Below are 19,612 nucleotides of genomic sequence, written 5' to 3'. Positions count from 1 at the left end.
CATATCGAATGAGCATTAACTATAAGAGTGTGTGTCAAAACTAAAAAATCATCATTATTATTGATTTGAATGAAGTTAATCTATCCTTGTTGTGAGTAGGAGAGGAGATGCTTCATTACATTCTGAATGGCAGAATGGTATATCTTGTTAGAGTTTGACATACCTCTTATAGTTAGTGCTCTTGGAATGGAATCATCCATGTTGTTCCATATCTAAAGATGGCACATAGTTATCTTAATGTATTTTTATAACTCCAAAGCGTGGTTATTTGACAGGTATCTTGTCAATTCGCTTTTGATGGCGTCCACCTTCGAAATCCGTTTGAAAGAATTCCCTCATAATTTTGTCGGCTTCTTCCGTAGAGATGAAACGTCCCGGCATGACAAGCACGTTGGCATTGTTGTGTTGGCGTGCCAGACGGGCTATCTCGGGCTTCCAGCAGAGAGCGGCGCGGATGCCTTGGTGTTTGTTCAGCGTCATACTGATGCCTTCGCCGCTTCCGCAGATGGCAATTCCCGGATAACACTCTCCGGTTTCAACGGCCAGTGCCAGCGGATGTGCAAAGTCGGGATAGTCGCAACTCTCGGTAGAGTAAGTCCCGAAGTCCTTGTAAGCCCAGCCTTTGGCTTCCAACCAGCCGCGGACATATTCCTTCAATTCGAAGCCTGCATGGTCGGAACAGATTCCTATTGTTTTCATAATAGTCAGTTAATATATTAATATGCCAATGTGCTGATGCCTGCAGCTTGTGGGGCGCAGGCAACCAGCACATCAGCACATCGGTTAATGATTATAACATTGTTTTTACTTGCTTGTAAACGTTCTCGGCAGTGAAACCAAGCTTTTCGTCCAGCACTTTATAAGGTGCAGAGAATCCAAATGATTCCAATCCCCATACTTTACCGCGCGGACCTACCAGCCCTTGCAGTGTGACGGGCAGACCGGCTGTCAAGCCGAATACCTTGGTGCCACACGGGATAATGCTTTCTTGATATCCCGGAGCCTGGCTACGGAACAGACCTTCTGAAGGAACGGACACGATACGTACCTTGACGCCATCCTTGCGCAGTAATTCAGCGCCGGCTACCAATGTGGCAACTTCCGAGCCTGAAGCAACGAGGATTACATTCGGATTTTCATCAGATCCGGCTACGATATAAGCGCCTTTGGCAGCTTGTTCGTAATCATTGCCTTCGGGCAGGTTGGCGATATTCTGGCGGGAGAAAATCAAACCGGTTGGGGTCGTGGTGTTTTCCATTGCCAGTTTCCATGCCATAGTTGTTTCTTCTGCATCTGCCGGACGGAGTACCAACATCGAATTGTGTCCCTTGTGGTTTTTTAGTTTTTCCATCAAGCGGATTTGGACTTCTTGTTCTACTGGTTCGTGGGTAGGACCGTCTTCACCTACACGGAAGGCATCGTGTGTCCAGATGAACTTCACGGGAACTTCCATCAAGGCTGCCATACGTATAGCAGGTTTCATGTAATCGGAGAATACGAAGAATGTTCCGCAAGCGGGAATTACACCACCGTGCAGTGCCATACCGATACAGCAGCAAGCCATAGTCAGCTCGGCAACACCAGCCTGGAAGAATGCACCGCTGAAGTCATTTTTCTTGAAGGCATGTGTTTTCTTGAGGAATCCGTCTGTCTTGTCAGAATTGGAAAGGTCAGCGGAAGCAACAATCATATTTTCTACTTGAGTGGCGAGAGCACCGAGTACAGTAGCGGATGCTGCACGCGTGGCAACGCCTGCTTTCTGTTCGATGGCGGACCAATTCACTTCGGGAACTTTACCGGAGAAGAACATTTCCAGTTTGGCTGCCTTTTCCGGGTTAGCCTTTGTCCATGCGGCTTTGGCTGCATACTTTTCAGCCATGATTTTCTTCAGCTCAGCTGCACGCTTGGCATATAGCTCGGCCACTTCGGGGAAGATGACAAACGGATTTGTCGGGTCACCACCCAAATTCTTGATAGTGTTTACATAAGCGTCGCCGCCCAGAGGAGCACCGTGAGTGGCACAATTGGCCTCGTAGCTGCTGCCGTCTTCCTTGCGGGCACCCTTGCCCATTATGGTATGGCCGATAATCAGCGTCGGACGCTCTTTCTCTGCTTTGGCTTCGTTCAGTGCACCGCGGATGGCATCGGAATCGTTACCATTGATTTTAATGACTTTCCAGCCCCAAGCTTCATATTTCTTGCCGGTATCTTCGATGGTCACGTCCTTTGTTTCGGTAGAAAGTTGAATGTCGTTGGCATCATAGAACATGATAAGATTGTCCAGCCCCAATGCCCCGGCGATGCGGCCCGAGCCTTGGGAAATCTCTTCCTGAATGCCACCGTCAGAAATATAAGCGTAGATGGTCTGTGGCATTACTTCTTCGAAACGTGCCTTCATGAACTTGGCTGCAATGGCTGCACCGACTGCAAATGTGTGACCTTGCCCCAACGGACCGGAGGTGTTTTCAATACCGCGCATGATGTCACGTTCGGGATGTCCCGGAGTGGGGCTTCCCCATTGACGGAATTCTTTCAGTTCATCCAGGGTGAACTTGCCGGCCAGAGCCAATGTAGAGTAAAGCATCGGTGACATGTGTCCCGGATCGAGGAAAAAACGGTCACGACCTTCCCATGCCGGATTTTCAGGATCATATACTAGGAACTCTGAGAAGAGTACATTTACAAAGTCAGCACCACCCATGGCACCGCCTGGGTGTCCGGAGTTGGCCTTCTCAACCATGGATGCAGCAAGGATACGGATATTGTCTGCCGCACGGTTCATAAGTTTGTTGTCGTTCATATTGAATCTAATTAATTTTGAATATTATCAACGGGTTATTTTGTCCTTGTAGGTTTTCCAAGGGCAAAGATAACTCTTTATGCGTAATTCACAACACTCGCAGAGTGCCTTTTTTATCAGTATTACTGCCTTTTTGCAGTTAAAATGATACTAAACGTATTTAGCTGATTTTGTGAAGCGCACGGTAGTTTTACTGTAACTCAATAGTAACGATTGATTTGGCCGGAAGTTTAATCTTGAGAATATCTTTATTGATTTTTACCTCTTTGAACGGAACGGGTTTCACATTGTCGGGGTTTTCAAATGAATTGTAGTCCGTCAGGTTGTCGGAAGTCAATATTTCACCAACTGCTTTCTTGGCTTTCGTTCCAGACAGATTGATGGTCACTTCTTGTGCATTGTCCGCATCTACGTTGGATATGGAAATGTGTATCTTGCCGTTTTGGTCTATGGAGGCGGTAGCGCTAATCATAGGTATTCTGCGGTTGCCGCGTACATCCATCATGTCGCAGTTCAGCTCAAGAGGAATGTAGGTGGCATCTTGGTGTACATTGTACATTTTGAATACATAATAAGTGGGAGTGAGCACCATGTCTTTTCCGCTGGTCAGAATCATGGATTGCAATACATTGACGATTTGGGCTATGTTTGCCATTTTCAGACGGTCGGTATATTTATGGAAAATGTCGAAGCTGAGAGAGGCGACAAAAGCATCACGCAATGTATTCTGCTGGTACAGATGTCCGGGATTGGTACCCGGTTCAGTGTCCCACCAGGTTCCCCATTCGTCAAGCATAAGAGCCACGTTCTTTTGAGGGTCGTATTCATCCATAATGGTGCAATGCTTCTTGATGACATCTTCTATTTCGCGGCATTTACCCAATGTCCAGTAATAGTCGTCTTTGCTGAATTGGGTGGCGGCACCTTTGCTGCCGTTCCATCCGCTGACGGTATAGTAGTGCAAGGAAAGACCGTGCATACGGCCGCCTACGCGGTCCATCAGTACTTTAGTCCAGTTATAGTCGTAGTCGCTGGCACCGCTGGCTATCTTGAAGAGGCTATTGCCGTCATAGTTGCGGCAGTAGGTGGAATAGCGGCGGTAGAGGTCGGCATAATATTCGGGACGCATGCTTCCACCGCAACCCCAGCTTTCGTTTCCTACACCGAGGTATTTCACTTTCCAGGCCTTATCGCGACCGTTTTGGCGGCGCAGGCGTGCCATGGGGGAGTCTCCTTCGGAGGTCATGTATTCTACCCATTTGGCAAGTTCTTCTACGGTACCACTACCTACGTTTCCGCTGATATAGGGCTCACAACCCAGCATTTCGCAGAGATTGAGGAACTCATGGGTTCCGAAACTGTTGTCTTCGATAGTGCCTCCCCAGTTGTTGTTCACCATTTTGGGACGGTTTTCTTTAGGGCCGATACCGTCCATCCAATGGTATTCGTCGGCAAAGCAGCCGCCCGGCCAGCGAAGGACAGGTACGCGGAGCTCTTTCAGTGCATTGAACACGTCGGTGCGATAACCGTTGATATTGGGAATATCGGAATTTTCGCCTACCCAAAGTCCGCCATAGATGCAAGTTCCCAAATGTTCTGCAAACTGGCCGTAGATTTCTTTGGGAATGATTTGCTCGCTCTGGTCTGTGTGTAAAGTGATAGTGGTACTTTTCTGTGCGAAGAGTGACAACGAAGCGGAGAGAAATATGCTACTGATAAATAACTTTGTGTTCATAGGATTTTTAGTGTTATTAAATACTTAGTTTTTGAATCTTACTGATGCTTCTTCGATGGGTAATCCTGCTTTATATCTTTCGATGTAGGTGTTGAATCCGCTTACATCTTCGGCTGTCGGTGAGATTTCTATATCGGCATCTCCAGTGAATACATCCTTATCCAGAAAGTCGGCAAGGGATTGGCAGTTTCCATTGTTTACAAGGTAGGAAGCGAGGAGGGCGATTCCCCAGGCACCACCTTCGCCGGCTGTTTCCATAACGGAAATGGGGGAGTTGATGGCAGCTGCCAATATTCTCTGGCCTACTCCTTTGGTTTTGAAGAGTCCTCCGTGAGCGGTGATTCTGTCTACTTTAATCTTTTCTTCATTGAAAAGGATGTCGTTGCCGATTTTGAGGACTCCCACTGAAGCATACAGATGGGTGCGCATGAAGTTGGCAAGGTTGAACTTGTCGCTTGCCGAACGTACAAACAGTGGGCGTCCGTCTGCCAGTCCCGTTATAGGTTCGCCTGATATGTAGTTGTAAGAGATGAGCCCTCCGCAGTCTGCATTGCCTGTCAAGGCGTGGTTATAGAGTTTTCCGTAGATTTCGTCCATATCTACGGGAATACCCATCAGTTCCTGATATTCTTTGAAAATATTAATCCAGGCATTGAGGTCGGAAGTACAGTTGTTGCAATGTACCATAGCTACGAGGCTTCCATCGGGGGTGGTTACCATGTCAATCATTTTGTAGGGTTTGGACAATTCTTTCTCCAATACAATCATTGAGAAAGAGGAAGTGCCTGCCGATACGTTTCCGGTACGCTGCTTTACAGCGTTGGTGGCAACCATGCCGGTGCCAGCGTCACCTTCGGGCGGACAAATGGGAATTCCTGCTTTCAGATGTCCTGATACGTCAAGACGGCTGGCTCCTTCAGGAGTAAGGAAACCTGCGCTTTCACCGGCCGACAATACCTTCGGAAGAATATCTCGAAGCTTCCAGTCGTATCCTTTCGGAGCAATAAGTTTGTCGAACTTATCCACCATTTCAGAAGAATAGTCTTTGGTGATAGAATCGATGGGAAGCATACCGGAGGCATCGCCTATACCCAGTACCTTTTGGCCGGTTATTTGCCAGTGGACAAACCCTGCAAGGGTGGTCAGGTAATTGATGGATGGAACGTGCTCTTCATTATCCAGAATGGCTTGGTAGAGGTGGGAAATGCTCCAACGCAGAGGGATGTTATAGATGAATAGTTCGGATAGGGCTGCGGCAGCCTGGCCGGTATTAGTATTTCTCCAGGTACGGAAGGGCACAAGGATTTCTTCTTTTTCGTTGAATGCCATATAGCCGTGCATCATGGCACTGACACCGATGGCTGCCAGGGTTTCTATCTCTGTATCGTAAAGGCTTTTTACATTAGTACGGAGGTTTGCGTAGCAATCCTGCAATCCATACCAGACTGCTTCGACGCTATATGTCCACAGTCCGTCGACTAACTGATTCTCCCAAGTGTGGCTTCCTTGGGCGATGGGTTTGTTTTCCTGGTCTATCAAAACCGCCTTGATTCGTGTGGAACCAAGTTCTATGCCAAGGATGGCCTTACCTGTTTCAATAGTTGATTTTGCATCTAATTTCATGGTATTAATGATGAATTATGGATTTATAGTACGATTATAAACTACGAATTACTGATTGCAAATTGCTAGTTACGTTTGTGGTGCGTGTAATTAGGAATTCGCAATCGGTAATCCGTAATGATTATCAGCAAAGTGCCTTGTTCAGCATATAGTAGACTTCATTCATGCGCAGTTCTTTTTTGAATTCGCTGATGGTGGTATTTTCATCAATGACCACCATTTCGATGCCGGCCATTTCGGCAAAGTCTTCCCAATACTCCACCGTCAGGTCGTAGGAGAAGCTGGTATGATGTGTACCTCCGGCCAGAATCCAGGCTGCGGCGCCAACTTCGAGGTTGGGCATCGGAATCCACAGTGCGCTGGCAACGGGCAACTTGGGTAGAGGCTTGCTCTTGACGCATTCTACTTTGTTCACAATGAGGCGGAAACGGTTTCCCAAATCTACAATGGTGGCGGCTACACCTTCACCTTGTTTGCTGGTAAATACCAGGCGGGCTGTTTCGCTGTCGATACCGATGCTCAGACGGTGTACTTCCAGTTTCGGCTTCTGTTCGGCAATCAGTGGGCAGACTTCCAGCATGTGCGCCTGCAGGATGGCGCTCTTTTCTCCGTCAAAGTTCAGCGTATAGTCTTCGAGGAAAGAGCACCCCTTCGGCATGCCTTGACTCATCACCCAAGTGGTACGGTACAGTGCTGCGGTTTTCCAGTCGCCTTCGGCACCGAAGCCGTAACCTTCCGCCATCAGTCGCTGTGAGGCCAGTCCGGGGATTTGGTCAAAGTCACCCAAATCGTTGAAGTTGGTGGTGAAGCCTTTGGCGTCCGTATCTTTCAGCACGCGGCGAATGGCTATTTCAGCCTTGGCTGAGTTCCATACCTTGGCATAGGCTTCCGTACGTGTGTCTTCCAGTTCGGGAGCGTGGTCGTAGAGCTTAAAGTATTCTGTTACGAGCGCCTCCACGTCTTCGTCGCTGACCGCGTTGTAGTATGTCATTACATCATTGATGGGATAGTAGTCCACATGATAGCCCAATACTTGTTCGGCGCTGACCTTATCACCGTCCGTCACAGCCACGTTATTCATCTGGTCGCCGAAGCGGATGATGAGCATATCTTGTGCATCAGCCCATGCGGCAGCTACACGCATCCATGCAGCAATCTGGTTTTGTGCTTTTTCGTCCTGCCAGTGGCCTACTACCACTTTGCGGTTCTTTCGCATACGTGTCACGATGTGTCCGAATTCGCGGTCACCGTGAGCCGATTGGTTCAGGTTCATGAAATCCATGTCCATCGTCTCCCAAGGAATCTCCTTGTTGAACTGTGTATGGAAGTGTAGTAACGGCTTCTTCAGTTCCTGCAAACCGTGAATCCACATTTTTGCAGGAGAGAAAGTGTGCATCCAGGTGATGACTCCGATACACTTTTCGTCGTTGTTGGCAGCCTTGAAGGCAGCGGTTACTTCTTTGGATGAATTGACCGTACCTTTATATACTACCTTTACGGGCAGTTTTCCGGAATCATTCAGGCCTTTCACCATTTCATTACTATGTGCGTCTACTGCGATAACTGCGTCACCTCCGTATAAAAGCTGTGCTCCGGTTACGAACCATACTTCATATTGTTCAAATGCGTTCATATAATTTATTTTTATAGTTTATATTTAAAGAATGATAGTTATTTCTGTCCATAATAAGCGTTAGGACCGTGCTTGCGGCTGAAATGCTTCTCTATCAACACCGAATTCATAGTCAGGCGGGGATTCACGGCATAGGCTATACTGGCCATTTTTGCCACCTGCTCCATCACTACGGCATTATGTACCGCTTCGTGTGCATCTTTTCCCCACGAGAAGGGACCGTGGTTCTTTACCAATACTCCGGGAGTATGTACCGGGTTTAGCCCCTCAAAGCGTTTTACGATAACATTTCCCGTTTCCAGTTCATACGCTCCTTCCACTTCCTCCTTCGTCATGTCTGCTGTGCAGGGTATGGCGTCGTGGAAGTAATCGGCATGTGTTGTCCCGATATTCGGTATGTCACATCCTGCTTGTGCCCAGGCTGTGGCATAGGTGGAATGTGTATGCACCACTCCACCAATTTTGGGGAATGCTTTGTATAGGACAATATGAGTAGGGGTGTCCGAGGAAGGGTTTAACTTACCCTCTATGACTTTACCGTCGAGGTCTATCACCACCATATCTTCTGCTTTCATTTTATCGTAACTCACTCCACTGGGCTTGATGACTACCAGACCGGACTCGCGGTCAATGCCCGATACGTTGCCCCATGTGAAGATAACCAATCCGTGCTTCACCAGTTCAAGGTTGGCATGGAATACTTTGTCTTTCAGTGCTTCCAGCATGTTGTTTTAATTATTAATTACAATTGTAGAATATTAGGCTCTCAGAGTTTGAATTTCGGAGCTTTGCGGTATGCCTTCTCATTAAACTGATATAAGGCAGCCCCACGTTTAGACCCTGCTTTGTCTATCTTGTCAGTTTTCTCTATATAGTCCATTTCTGCTATGCGTTTTCGGAAGTTCCGTTTGTCAATATTTTCACCGTATATAGCTTCGTATAAGCTTTGCAGTTGTGACAGCGTGAACAGTTTGGGTAGCAGATTAAAGCCGATTGGTTCGGTGGACGCTTTTTGTTGCATCAACTTCCGAGCTTGTTCCACCATTTGCGGATGATCAAAGATTAGCGCTGGAAGTTCATTGATATTTACCCAGAAAGCATTATGTAGTTGTACGGATTCTTTGTCGTATTCGTTGATGTTGATGAGCGCATAGTAAGCAATGGAGACTACGCGTTCTCCCGGGTCACGATCTATAGCTCCGAAAGCTTTGACTTGTTCCATATATACATCTTCCAGTCCGGTAAGTTCATTTAGGACTCGTTTGGCTGCATCATCCACGCTTTCGCCTTCCTGTACGAATCCTCCCATCAGCGACCATTCACCCATTGCCGGTTCGAAATTGCGCTTCAGCAACAGCAGGTTCAGCTCTCCTTCATTGAAACCGAAAATAATGCAGTCGATACCTACATAAAGTTTCGGATTTGAATTATAGTAATTACTCATATCTTGATTTTTATTAAGTGGGATGCTGTATGGATTTATGTCATAGCAACATACCGATTTACCAGAAATACCAATAAAAAGCTGCTGTAATACCGAGGATGATAAGGGTATGAATTATATCCCATTTATTCCAACTCGCATGTGTAGCTGCTTTTTGTTCGGGAGTTGAAGTTCCGAATACCAGTCCTTGAATCTTTTCTTCGCTTGGGGCAGTTGTAAACACGCTGACTGCGATAACCACTATGATGCAGAACAAGAACATCCATCCGCAGAAAAACAGCCAGTTCATATCATAGAACAAATACTTGAAGGTACTACTTGACACATCTCCTGCATTGCTGTAATATACTTTTGCCCCCAAACGGGTTAAACCGATAATCATTCCGGCAATCAGTCCCCACATACCGCCTTGTGCAGAGGTTCGTTTCCAGCAGATTCCCAAAAGGAAGGCTGCGGCAATTCCTGGCGCCAATACAGATTGTACATCTTGTAAGTAGGTGTAAAGAACATCGCCTACACTGCGCATAATAGGAATCCAGAGTATGCCCGATATCACAATCACAACAGTTGCCATCTGTCCAATTCCCACCAGCTTTTTTTCAGAAGTGTTCGGCTTGAAACGTTTGTAGAAGTCAATGGTGAAAAGCATGGCAGATGAGTTGAACAAAGATGCGAGAGAGCTCATCAGTGCTGCAAGAATACCGCATACAACCAAACCTTTAACTCCAGCAGGAAGCAATTTTGCTACTAGAGTCGGGAAAGCAGCATCCGCATTGGCATTTCCGTTTGCCAACATAGGCAGAAAACCTTCTCCTCCTGTACCGAGATATTTTGGGTGTAATGCGAAAGCAATCATGCCCGGGATAAGGAATAAGAATACGGGCAATAATTCAGGTAAGCTCCGAAAATGGTGCCGCGTCGTGCTTCCTTTTCATTCTTTCCGGAAAGTACGCGTTGCACGATGAACTGGTCTGTACACCAATACCAGAATCCGATAATGGCTGAACCAATCAGTGCACCCAACCACGGGAAATTAGGGTCGTTGTTATTGCGTATAAGTTCTGTCATTGTGTTACCATAATCGTTCACTGTGATTGCACCGCAGATTCCCATCATCTCATCCCAGCCTCCCAATTCTTTGAAGCCGAGTACAAGGATTATCAGTGAACCTAACAGCAAGATAGGGGTTTGCAAGACGGAGGTGTAAAGCACCGACTTCATTCCTCCGAAGATTGTGTAGAGCGCAGTCAGTATAACCAGGCCGATGGCGGCAATCCAGAAGAAGTCGATTCCCCAAAGTTTTTTTATACCAAATACTTGTTGGAATACCAATCCTCCAGCATAAACCGTCACGGCAACCTTTGTCAGTACATAGCTGATTAAAGATATTACAAACAATATTGTACGTGACTGTGGATTATAACGGCGTTCTAGGAACTCAGGCATTGTGAATACCATGCTTCGCGAATAGAATGGTACAAATACCCAACCTAAGATAAGAATCATCCAGCCTTGTATTTCCCAATGTGCCATAGCCATACCGCTGGAAACACCGGCGCCGGCTAATCCAATTAAGTGTTCCGAACCGATGTTGGATGCAAAGATAGATGCACCGATAGCGAGCCATGTGGCATCACGGCCACCTAAAAAATAGTCTGCTGAGTCATTCTGTTTCTGTTTGACAACCCAGACAATAATTCCAATCAAAGCCAGGAAAAAGATTCCAATGACTAACCAATCTAATGTCTCCACGATAATAAATGATTTATAAGGTTATCGTTATTTTTCTACGGAAAATTTGAAAATACATTCACTATTGTAAATTTGTCCGGGCTCCAGAACAACGGAAGGCCATTGAGGCTTGTTGGGACTGTCTGGATAATGCTGTGTTTCAAGGCATACAGAAGCACGTTGGTGGTATGTGATTTCTTTTTTCCCCTTTATTGTACCATCTAGAAAGTTGCCGGTATACACTTGGATGCCTGGTTCATTGGTATAGACTTCCAAAGTGATGCCGCTTGTCGGTGAAGTCAGCTGGGCGGCTACTTGATTTATATCGCCTTTTGTATTCAAAACCCAATTGTGGTCGTAACCGTTTCCGTTCTTCAATTGTATAAAGTCGTAATTGGTAATATCTTGTCCGACAGTTTTCGGAGTTGTGAAGTCCATAGGAGTATCTTTTACAGTAACAATCTCTCCGGTTGTCATGAAAGTACTGTCTACCGGAGTATAGTTGTCCGCATTGATATATAAGATGTGGTCTGTTGCTGCCTTTGAAGGATCACCTGACAAATTGAAGTAAGAATGGTTAGTCATATTGATAATCGTCTTTTGGTCTGTTGCAGCACTGTATTTTATATCAATTGCATTGTCATCTGTTAATTTAAAAAGAACTTTTGCCGTAACGTTACCCGGAAAATTCCCGTCTCCATCCGGTGAAATGCGGGTGAGCTCCAGAGTAGTGCTGTCAATGGGATTGGCGCTGTATACTTGGTACTGCCATCCTTTGGGGCCACCGTGCAGGCAATGTCCGAAATTGTTCTGTGGTAACTGTATGGTATCTCCGTCAAGAACTATTTTTCCTTGATTAATCCGGTTGGCGTAGCGTCCGATAGAAGCGCCAAAGTCACTTGGAATGTTGATGTAATCCGCAATGCTGTCAAAGCCCAACACTACATCCTGCATAACTCCATTTTTGTCGGGTACCATAATGGATACAATACGTCCTCCAAAGTTTGTGATGCACACTTCCATACCCGCTTTATTTTTCAGCGTATAAAGCTGTGTTTGGGCATCATTGATTGTTGTTTGGAATTTTACTGGATTAAGACCGGACAGCGTAAGCGTTGTTTCTGTCTTTTGATTGCACGCAATTAGCATTATTGCGGTAATTCCTGCAAGTAGAACATGTCTTTTCATGGTTCTGTATTTAATGTGAATGAGATGATTATCTTTCTTTTGGTGTAAAAGTAACACTTTTCTTTAGTGTAGGCTGTACACTTTTATATGTTATGCAACATAAATGTCAAGAAACATATCTGTGCCAACTGGCTGTACAGATAGATGTGTTCGGAATAAACTTCTCGGATGATTTTGTTTTCAGAGTGGAAAACGGTGGAATAGGGGGGAAGAAAAAGGCGCTTCCCATTGCCGGGAAACGCCTTTTATTTGAATACTGATGTCTATTATTCTAATCTGCGGGCACCGTCGCTGATGACTACATCATATACTTTCGGGCTTCTGCCGAACTTCTTCTTGAATTCATCTTTTGCTTTTTCGATGAATGTGCTGTACAATTCATCCTTTACCAGATTGATTGTACATCCACCGAATCCACCGCCCATGACACGTGAACCGGTAACTCCACAATCGAATGCAAGGTCATTCAGAAAATCGAGTTCTTCGCAGCTTACTTCATACAACTTACTCATGCCATGATGTGTTTCATACATCTTTTGACCTACAGTTTCATAGTCGCCTTTTTCCAGGGCATCGCAAACGTCAAGTACGCGTTGAATCTCTTCGATGACATACTCTGCACGCATGTAGTCTTCTGCGCTTATGTCGGCTTTGGCTTCTTCCAGCATTTCCATGGTAACGTCACGCAGGAACTCTACGTGTGGATGTTTCTTCTGGACAGCGGCAACGGCAGCTTCGCAGCTTTGACGACGTTTGTTGTATGCTGAAGATGCAAGTTCGTGTTTCACTACAGAATCTACAAGAACCAGACGGTAACCTTGCGGATTGAATGGGAAATACTGATATTCCAGTGAACGGCAATCCAAGCGGATGAGGCTTCCTTTCTTTCCGAATACGGAAGCAAATTGGTCCATGATACCACAGTTTACACCACAATAGTTGTGTTCTGTAGATTGTCCCACTTTTGCCAGTTCAAATTTGTCTATTTTGTTGTCACCGAACAAGTCGTTCAAAGCATAGGCATAGGTACTTTCCAAAGCTGCTGAAGAGGACATTCCTGCACCCAGAGGCACATCGCCTGCAAAAGCAGTATTGAATCCTTTTACATCTACACCGCGTTTCATCATTTCCCGGCACACGCCGAAAATATATCTTGCCCAGCTTGCGCGGGGTGCGTCTTCTTCATTCAAGCCGAATTCCACATAATCTTTCAGGTCGATGGAATAAGCTTTTACTGTGTTTGTACCGTTGGGCTTTATTTCTGCAATCATTCCTTTGTCGATTGCTCCGGGGAATACAAAACCACCGTTATAGTCTGTATGCTCACCGATAAGGTTGATGCGTCCCGGAGAAGCATAAACTGCTCCCGTTGTTCCGTCAAAGTGCTTGATGAAACGGCTTCTTACGTATTCTATATCCATGATATTTATTTTTTAAGGTGAATAATAGATTTTTATTTTATTCTTTCGCTTTTTCTGAGGTTATTTCTTTCCGTCAGATACTTTGGAACCGACCAAAGCATAGAACAATACATAAGCAGAGCAGAATACCACTACCCAGTAGCTTGACATGTAGTTGCCGGTAATGTCGGCAATCCAGCCTTGCAGAGGCACCATAACAGCGCATCCGAACACCATTGTCATGAAGATACCGCTGGCGATGGCTGTGTATTTGCCCAATCCTTCGACTGCCATATTGAAGATACCACCCCACATTACGCTGGTGCAGAGGCCAACGAGCAGGAAAGCGAAGATGCCCATGGGGACTTCTGCCCAAATCACTGAAATGTTAGCCCAGTCGATACCCGGTACGTTTACTGTGACGTCTGCTGGCGCGAACATGCCGAAGATGACAAGCAGGATGCTGACTGAGGATACGGTGGTAATCATTGTACGGCTGCTTACCTTGCCACCGATACTACCGCCTACAAAACGTCCGACAAGCATCATCAGCCAATAGACAGCCACGATAAGTCCTACGATGTTGGCATCCATTCCACGTCCCGGAGTAGCGGCATCGGGTGCGGAGGTCAGGTATTGAAGGATGTAGGTAGGTGTGCCTACTTCGATACCCATGTAGAGGAAGATGGCTAATGTACCTAGCATGAAATGGCGGTACTTCATAGCGCCTTTTATCAGTGTGATGTCGATAGGAGCCTGTTCCGGTTCTTCTATTTTAGTGAAAAATATAACGATGGCTGCTATTACAAAGATAGCAAGTGCAATCATCAAAGCAGGAGTTGCATCGGCAATATGTGCTTTGGTAGCATCACCAATCAAGGCACCCATGATGATATAAACGGCAACTGCAGCACTGCTGTTGAATACGCCACCAATCTGGATAAGCTGGTTGCCTTTGTTGCCGCCGCCGCCCAGAATATTTAACATCGGGTTGACCACACAGTTCAAAATACACATGGTGAATCCGCTGATGAATGCACCAATCAGATAAACAAGGAATGCACTTTCTTTGCCCACATGTCCGCTAAGCCATTGTATCAAGATGCCGACGATACCGATGGCAAGACCTATGAGGGCGGTTTTCTTATAGCCGAATTTGGAAATAAGCATACCGGCAGGGATACCCATGACCAGATAAGCGATGAAATTCCCGATGTTTCCGATTTGTGCCAATACATTGCTGGCACCGAAATCGTTCTTAACGATAATTGCCATCGGTGAGCATAGATTTGTTACGAAAGCAATCATTGCGAAGAGCGCAATCATAATGATGATGGCTCCCCATTGTTTTTTTGGGTTACTCATGATGAAATTTGTGTTGAATTATTATTAATAATATTTTATTTTTGTATGCCAAACTTATAAATAGTCACTTGCTGGTATTCGTCACCCGGCAGCAATACTGCCGACGGAAAATGAGACTTGTTGGGCGTGTCGGGAAAACACTGGGCTTCAAAGCAGACTGCGCTTCTTGCCGGGAAAGTAGCTCCATGGGCACCTTCAAAGCCTCCAAGCCAGTTTCCGGTGTAGAGCTGTACGCCATTCTCAGTTGTATATACTTCCATGGTTCGTCCGCTGTCGGGCTCTGTGCAGGTAGCTGCAAGGCTCAGTTCTCCACTTTCTGTCTTGTTCAGTACATAGCAATGGTCATATCCTGCACCATTCACAATTTGCGTATGCTTTTCATCAATCCGTTCACCAAGAGTATGGGGAGTACGGAAATCCATTGGAGTACCTTCTACCTTTAATATTTCTCCGGTAGGGATGGATACTTCATCAATGGGTACATAAAAATCTGCGTTGATGGTAACGATATTGTTTAAGACTGTAGGAGAGGGATTGGCTATACCGGCAAGATTGAAGAAACCGTGATTGGTCAGATTGACGATGGTGGCTTTATCGGTAGTAGCCCGGTATTCGATGACCAGAGCATTGGTTTCATCCTCCAAGCGATAAGTCATTTCTACTTCGAGATTTCCGGGGAAGCCTTCTTCACCGTCAGCGGATATATAGTTGAAGATAACCGTTGATTGCTCCGGTTGGACAGCATCCCATACGCGAGCATGAAAACCGGTCGGACCGCCATGCAGTGAGTTGGGACCATTATTGATTGCCAATTGGTGCTCTTCGCCGTATAAAGTGAACTTTCCTTTGGCTATCCGGTTGCCGTAGCGTCCGATGGTAGTGTTCAGAAAAGGTTCCGGACTGTTGATTACATGCTCAATACTGTCGTGTCCTAATACAACATTGGCATATTTGCCATTTTTGTCGGGTACCATGATGGAAAGTATTGCACAGCCGTAATTAGTAACTGCAACTTCCATTCCCTGGGCATTCTTCAGGATAAACAAATCTGTCTTTTTGTTATTTATATCCTTTTGAAAGTCTCGGGGGTTCAAACCGGACAAATTACTTTCTGTTGGAGTAGTGTTTATCATATCCATGGTATTAATTAAATTTCTTGCAAATAAAAAGAAATTCTTTTGTTCCCCCAAGTAATTGGAAGGAAATGTGAAGAACATTTTAGGAAAGTTTAGCGTTTAGCAAATGGAATACAAATTGATATTTTTTGTATGTTTGTCCCCGGAATCTAGAAAAAATTACATCATTAACAGAAAGTTCTAATAAAAACAACGAATGTATCCTCTAAAATTTGAGCCTATTCTGAAGCAAACGCTTTGGGGAGGCGATAAGATTATTCCATTCAAACATTTGAATGATACCCTTGCCAATGTAGGTGAGAGTTGGGAAGTATCGGCAGTAGAAGGTAGTGAGTCCATTGTGGCCAATGGTGCTGACAAAGGATTAACGTTGCCGGATATGGTCAGGAAATATAAGGAAGACCTGGTAGGAGAAGCTAACTATGCACGTTTCGGAAATAAGTTCCCTTTGTTGATAAAGTTTATTGATGCCAAGTTGGACTTGTCGATTCAGGTACACCCGGGTGATGAGTTGGCTAAGAAACGTCATAGCAGTTTTGGTAAAAATGAAATGTGGTATGTTGTTGCCGCTGACCAAGGTGCCAAGCTGATTTCCGGTTTTGCAGAGCAGATTACTCCGAAAGAATATAAGGAACGGGTGTATAATGGTACGTTTGCGGATGTCCTGCAGACTTGTGCCATCAAACCGGGCGATGTGTTTTATGTGCCTGCAGGCCGCGTACACGGAATTGGTGCGGGAGCTTTTGTAGCAGAAATACAGCAGACGTCGGATATCACTTACCGTATTTTTGATTATAACCGTAAGGATAAGGACGGTAAATCAAGAGAACTGCATACAAGCCAGGCTATTGATGCCATTAATTTTGCAGATGTGCAGGACGATTTTCGTACGGAATACGAACAGGTGCAGAATGAACCGGTAGAAATGGTGGCAAGTCCGTATTTCACGACTTCAATCTATGACATGACGGAAGAAATCACTTGTGACTATTCTGAACTGGATTCCTTTGTTATCTTTATTTGTGTGGAAGGCGCATGTCGCATGATAGACAATGAAAAGAATGAAGTTACTGTACAGGCAGGGGAGACGGTATTGCTTCCGGCTGCAACTCAAGAGGTCACAATTGTGCCTGAGGGCTCGGTAAAACTGCTTGAAACATACGTGTAAGAGTTTTGGAGCATTTAGATAAAAAGATAAGGGTGGCATTTCGCAAAAAATGCCACCCTTATCTTTTTTTATTCGGAGTATTACTTCTTTCTTCCAAAGAATCTTTTGAACTTCTTCATCATTTTTACTCCCAATACTATACCGTCAAAGATTGCCATACCCGTGTTGAATGTCCTCATCATGGCGTTGCCCTTGTTAGTGGCAGGTCGCAGCGGAGCGAAAATCTCGTGTGTAAGTCCGGTCATGATTTCTTTTTGCAACCGTATTTTTTGCTGAAGCTCGGCTTTCTGCCGGGCGATACTTTCTAAAGTGACTGGAATGGTATTGGTGGTATTATTCATAAATATTTCAAATTAATTGTTTAAGAATAATTTAGCGATAAACTTTGTTATCGGATTGATAATAAGTCTTCTGCGGAAAGAGACAAGCAGAACGATGAGTAGTATGTGAAAACATGTGATAAGTGCAAAACTCATCATGAGCCCGCCTACCAATGGAGCTAAAACATAGACCAGCGTAAACGACAGATGAAACAGAACCACTACGCCGAGAGTAATAAGCAGTAGCACTAATAAAAGAGTGGAGAGTAGTTGGGATGTTTTTTCAATAATCTCCAATTTGGTGTATTCCTTTTGCAGCTCCAGGTATTTCTTGAATTCCGTGAACAACTGCTGCATATTTTCTATACTTTTGTCATCTGCGAACATAGTGGCTCTATTTTTAGTCTTATTCCGTTACTTCACCTTTAATCTCTGCTGCGATTTCATTCACCAAATCCTCCATTTCGTTTCGGGTCAGGCGAATGCCTTTTTTGCGGAGAATCTCTGCGATTTTGTTACGTGTGTCTTCTCCTTTTTCAGGAGCGAACAAGATACCAAGGGCTGCGCCTACAGCGGCACCACCCAGAAAAGCTGCTAGAACATTTAATCCTTTCATAATGATATTCCTTTCTTTTTTTGAAGTTAATACAACAAAGCTAACAAATTTTCTGGAAGTTTGTTCGGAATATCTGCTTTTTTTGAATTTTCTTTGTTTTTCATTTTCGTATCTGCTCCAGGCATATAGATGAGGAGCAGATACGGACTTGATATGGAGTAGAGTAGGCTGAACTATCTGTTTCCCTTTATAGGACTGTTCGGGGTAGCTCGCTTCTTTCTTCTCCGATGGTTTTCGTTTGCGCGGCTTCCGCGATAAGCCTTGCTATCCTTGGTTTTGGTTTTGATTTCTTCGGTTTTGGCTTCTTGGGCCTTCATGCCATCGGCAGTGACAAAAGGGTGTTCCTTTATCACCGGTATGTTTTTTCCTATCAGCTTTTGGATGTCTTTCAGGTAAAGCAGCTCTTCCGATTCGCAAAAAGAAAGTGCAATGCCATCGTGGCCGGCACGTCCGGTGCGTCCGATGCGGTGTACGTATGTTTCCGGGATATTGGGCAGCTCGTAGTTGATGACGTGTGATAGTTGCTCTACGTCAATTCCCCGTGCTGCAATGTCGGTTGCAATCAGTACGCGCAAATCGTGACATTTGAAACCGGTCAGTGCACGCTGCCGGGCATTCTGCGACTTGTTTCCGTGTATGGCTTCAGCCCTTATTCCTGATTTGTTTAGAATACGCGCAAGTTTGTCTGCTCCATATTTAGTTCTGGTGAAGATTAGTACGGACTCGATAGCCGGATTCTTCAGCAGATGAATCAGTAAGTCTTTTTTCTCCTTTTTCTCAACGAAATAGACTGATTGGGAGATTGTGTCAACTGTAGACGATGCGGGGGTGACTTCCACTTTCTCAGGGTGCGTCAGCATGGTTTTTGCCAAGGTTTCTATTTCGGGAGGCATTGTGGCCGAAAAGAAGAGAGTCTGTCGTTTTGCGGGCAATAGCTTTAATATGCGTCGGATATCATGTATGAATCCCATGTCCAACATACGGTCCGCTTCGTCCAAAACGAAGAATTCGAGTGCTTTTAGGTTGATGAAACCTTGGTTGACCAGGTCTTGCAGTCGTCCGGGAGTTGCAACCAGTATTTGTACTCCACGTCTCAGTTCGTCTGTCTGTGGCTTTTGTCCTACGCCGCCGAAGATGACGGCGTGCCTCAATCCGGTATACTTGCCGTACGCACTGAAGCATTCTCCTATCTGTATGGCTAGCTCGCGGGTCGGTGTCAGAATGAGTGCTTTGATACTTTTGCGGTTATCTGTTTTATACAGTTTTTGCAAGATAGGGATGGAAAATGCGGCGGTTTTGCCTGTTCCGGTCTGGGCACATCCTAATAAGTCTTTTCCTTGAAGTAATATAGGGATTGATTTTTCTTGGATTGGGGTAGGGGCGGAATACCCCTCTTCTTGAAGAGCCTTCAATATAGGTTCTATCAAATTCAAATTTTCAAATGTCATGCAAT

General features: G+C 45.3%; 17 protein-coding genes and 1 pseudogene. 2 read left to right on the top strand and 16 right to left on the bottom strand.

Annotated elements, in window-relative coordinates; genetic code table 11:
• Positions 1-264 precede the first annotated feature (264 nt).
• The 9 genes and pseudogenes from rpiB to HU824_RS03875 all read right to left on the bottom strand — a co-directional run bounded on the left by rpiB (position 265) and on the right by HU824_RS03875 (position 12,154).
• Positions 265-699, bottom strand: a complete 435-nt coding sequence (rpiB, locus tag HU824_RS03915) for a ribose 5-phosphate isomerase B (RefSeq protein ID WP_136009269.1) — start codon at positions 697-699, stop codon at positions 265-267.
• Between the two features lie 91 nt (positions 700-790).
• On the bottom strand, positions 791-2,800 hold the full coding sequence (locus HU824_RS03910) for a transketolase (RefSeq protein WP_176468156.1): 2,010 nt from the start codon (positions 2,798-2,800) through the stop codon (positions 791-793).
• Positions 2,801-2,990: 190 nt separating this feature from the next.
• The gene (locus HU824_RS03905) at positions 2,991-4,535 is read right to left on the bottom strand and encodes an alpha-N-arabinofuranosidase (RefSeq protein ID WP_176468155.1); all 1,545 of its coding nucleotides are present in this window, start codon (positions 4,533-4,535) and stop codon (positions 2,991-2,993) included.
• A 24-nt stretch (positions 4,536-4,559) separates the two neighbouring features.
• Positions 4,560-6,158, bottom strand: coding sequence for a xylulokinase (locus HU824_RS03900; protein ID WP_176468154.1), 1,599 nt, complete (start codon positions 6,156-6,158; stop codon positions 4,560-4,562).
• A 124-nt stretch (positions 6,159-6,282) separates the two neighbouring features.
• Entirely contained in the window at positions 6,283-7,791 is a 1,509-nt protein-coding gene (araA, locus tag HU824_RS03895) for an L-arabinose isomerase (protein ID WP_176468153.1), read from the bottom strand.
• Positions 7,792-7,829: 38 nt separating this feature from the next.
• Complete coding sequence (locus HU824_RS03890) at positions 7,830-8,516, bottom strand: L-ribulose-5-phosphate 4-epimerase (RefSeq protein WP_136009264.1); 687 nt, start codon at positions 8,514-8,516, stop codon at positions 7,830-7,832.
• A gap of 41 nt (positions 8,517-8,557) precedes the next feature.
• Positions 8,558-9,235 carry an NUDIX domain-containing protein gene (locus HU824_RS03885; protein WP_176468152.1) on the bottom strand — a complete coding sequence of 226 codons (678 nt, stop codon included), beginning with the start codon at positions 9,233-9,235 and terminating at the stop codon, positions 8,558-8,560.
• A 58-nt stretch (positions 9,236-9,293) separates the two neighbouring features.
• Positions 9,294-10,987, bottom strand: a pseudogene (locus tag HU824_RS03880) (sodium:solute symporter).
• Positions 10,988-11,014: 27 nt separating this feature from the next.
• Positions 11,015-12,154 carry an aldose epimerase family protein gene (locus tag HU824_RS03875; RefSeq protein ID WP_176468151.1) on the bottom strand — a complete coding sequence of 380 codons (1,140 nt, stop codon included), beginning with the start codon at positions 12,152-12,154 and terminating at the stop codon, positions 11,015-11,017.
• A gap of 92 nt (positions 12,155-12,246) precedes the next feature.
• On the opposite strand from HU824_RS03875, the gene HU824_RS03870 reads away from it, so the two are divergent.
• A complete protein-coding gene (locus HU824_RS03870) occupies positions 12,247-12,414 on the top strand; it encodes a hypothetical protein (RefSeq protein WP_176468150.1) in 168 nt (55 codons plus the stop codon).
• A gap of 6 nt (positions 12,415-12,420) precedes the next feature.
• Here HU824_RS03870 and galK read toward each other — a convergent pair whose 3' ends face one another.
• Genes galK through HU824_RS03855 form a run of 3 tightly spaced genes read right to left on the bottom strand, consistent with a single transcriptional unit; the run spans position 12,421 to position 16,052 of the window.
• Positions 12,421-13,575, bottom strand: coding sequence for a galactokinase (gene galK, locus HU824_RS03865; protein WP_176468149.1), 1,155 nt, complete (start codon positions 13,573-13,575; stop codon positions 12,421-12,423).
• A 60-nt stretch (positions 13,576-13,635) separates the two neighbouring features.
• On the bottom strand, positions 13,636-14,919 hold the full coding sequence (locus tag HU824_RS03860; RefSeq protein WP_136009260.1) for an MFS transporter: 1,284 nt from the start codon (positions 14,917-14,919) through the stop codon (positions 13,636-13,638).
• A 35-nt stretch (positions 14,920-14,954) separates the two neighbouring features.
• Entirely contained in the window at positions 14,955-16,052 is a 1,098-nt protein-coding gene (locus HU824_RS03855; protein ID WP_136009315.1) for an aldose epimerase family protein, read from the bottom strand.
• A 199-nt stretch (positions 16,053-16,251) separates the two neighbouring features.
• On the opposite strand from HU824_RS03855, the gene HU824_RS03850 reads away from it, so the two are divergent.
• Positions 16,252-17,223 carry a type I phosphomannose isomerase catalytic subunit gene (locus HU824_RS03850; RefSeq protein WP_016273413.1) on the top strand — a complete coding sequence of 324 codons (972 nt, stop codon included), beginning with the start codon at positions 16,252-16,254 and terminating at the stop codon, positions 17,221-17,223.
• An 80-nt stretch (positions 17,224-17,303) separates the two neighbouring features.
• Here the strand turns inward: HU824_RS03850 and HU824_RS03845 are convergent, their stop codons facing one another.
• The 4 genes from HU824_RS03845 to HU824_RS03830 form a co-directional block, all read right to left on the bottom strand.
• Positions 17,304-17,564 carry a hypothetical protein gene (locus HU824_RS03845; RefSeq protein WP_016273414.1) on the bottom strand — a complete coding sequence of 87 codons (261 nt, stop codon included), beginning with the start codon at positions 17,562-17,564 and terminating at the stop codon, positions 17,304-17,306.
• Positions 17,565-17,576: 12 nt separating this feature from the next.
• Entirely contained in the window at positions 17,577-17,930 is a 354-nt protein-coding gene (locus tag HU824_RS03840; protein ID WP_016273415.1) for a phage holin family protein, read from the bottom strand.
• A 19-nt stretch (positions 17,931-17,949) separates the two neighbouring features.
• Positions 17,950-18,159, bottom strand: coding sequence for a YtxH domain-containing protein (locus tag HU824_RS03835; RefSeq protein ID WP_176468148.1), 210 nt, complete (start codon positions 18,157-18,159; stop codon positions 17,950-17,952).
• 173 nt (positions 18,160-18,332) lie between these two features.
• Positions 18,333-19,607, bottom strand: coding sequence for a DEAD/DEAH box helicase (locus HU824_RS03830; RefSeq protein ID WP_176468147.1), 1,275 nt, complete (start codon positions 19,605-19,607; stop codon positions 18,333-18,335).
• Positions 19,608-19,612 lie beyond the last annotated feature (5 nt).

Source organism: Bacteroides sp. L10-4 (assembly GCF_013373675.1).
GTDB classification, from domain to species: domain Bacteria; phylum Bacteroidota; class Bacteroidia; order Bacteroidales; family Bacteroidaceae; genus Bacteroides; species Bacteroides muris.
The sequence above is the reverse complement of the archived record's forward strand: the minus strand, read 5'-3'. Positions and strand labels throughout refer to the sequence as shown.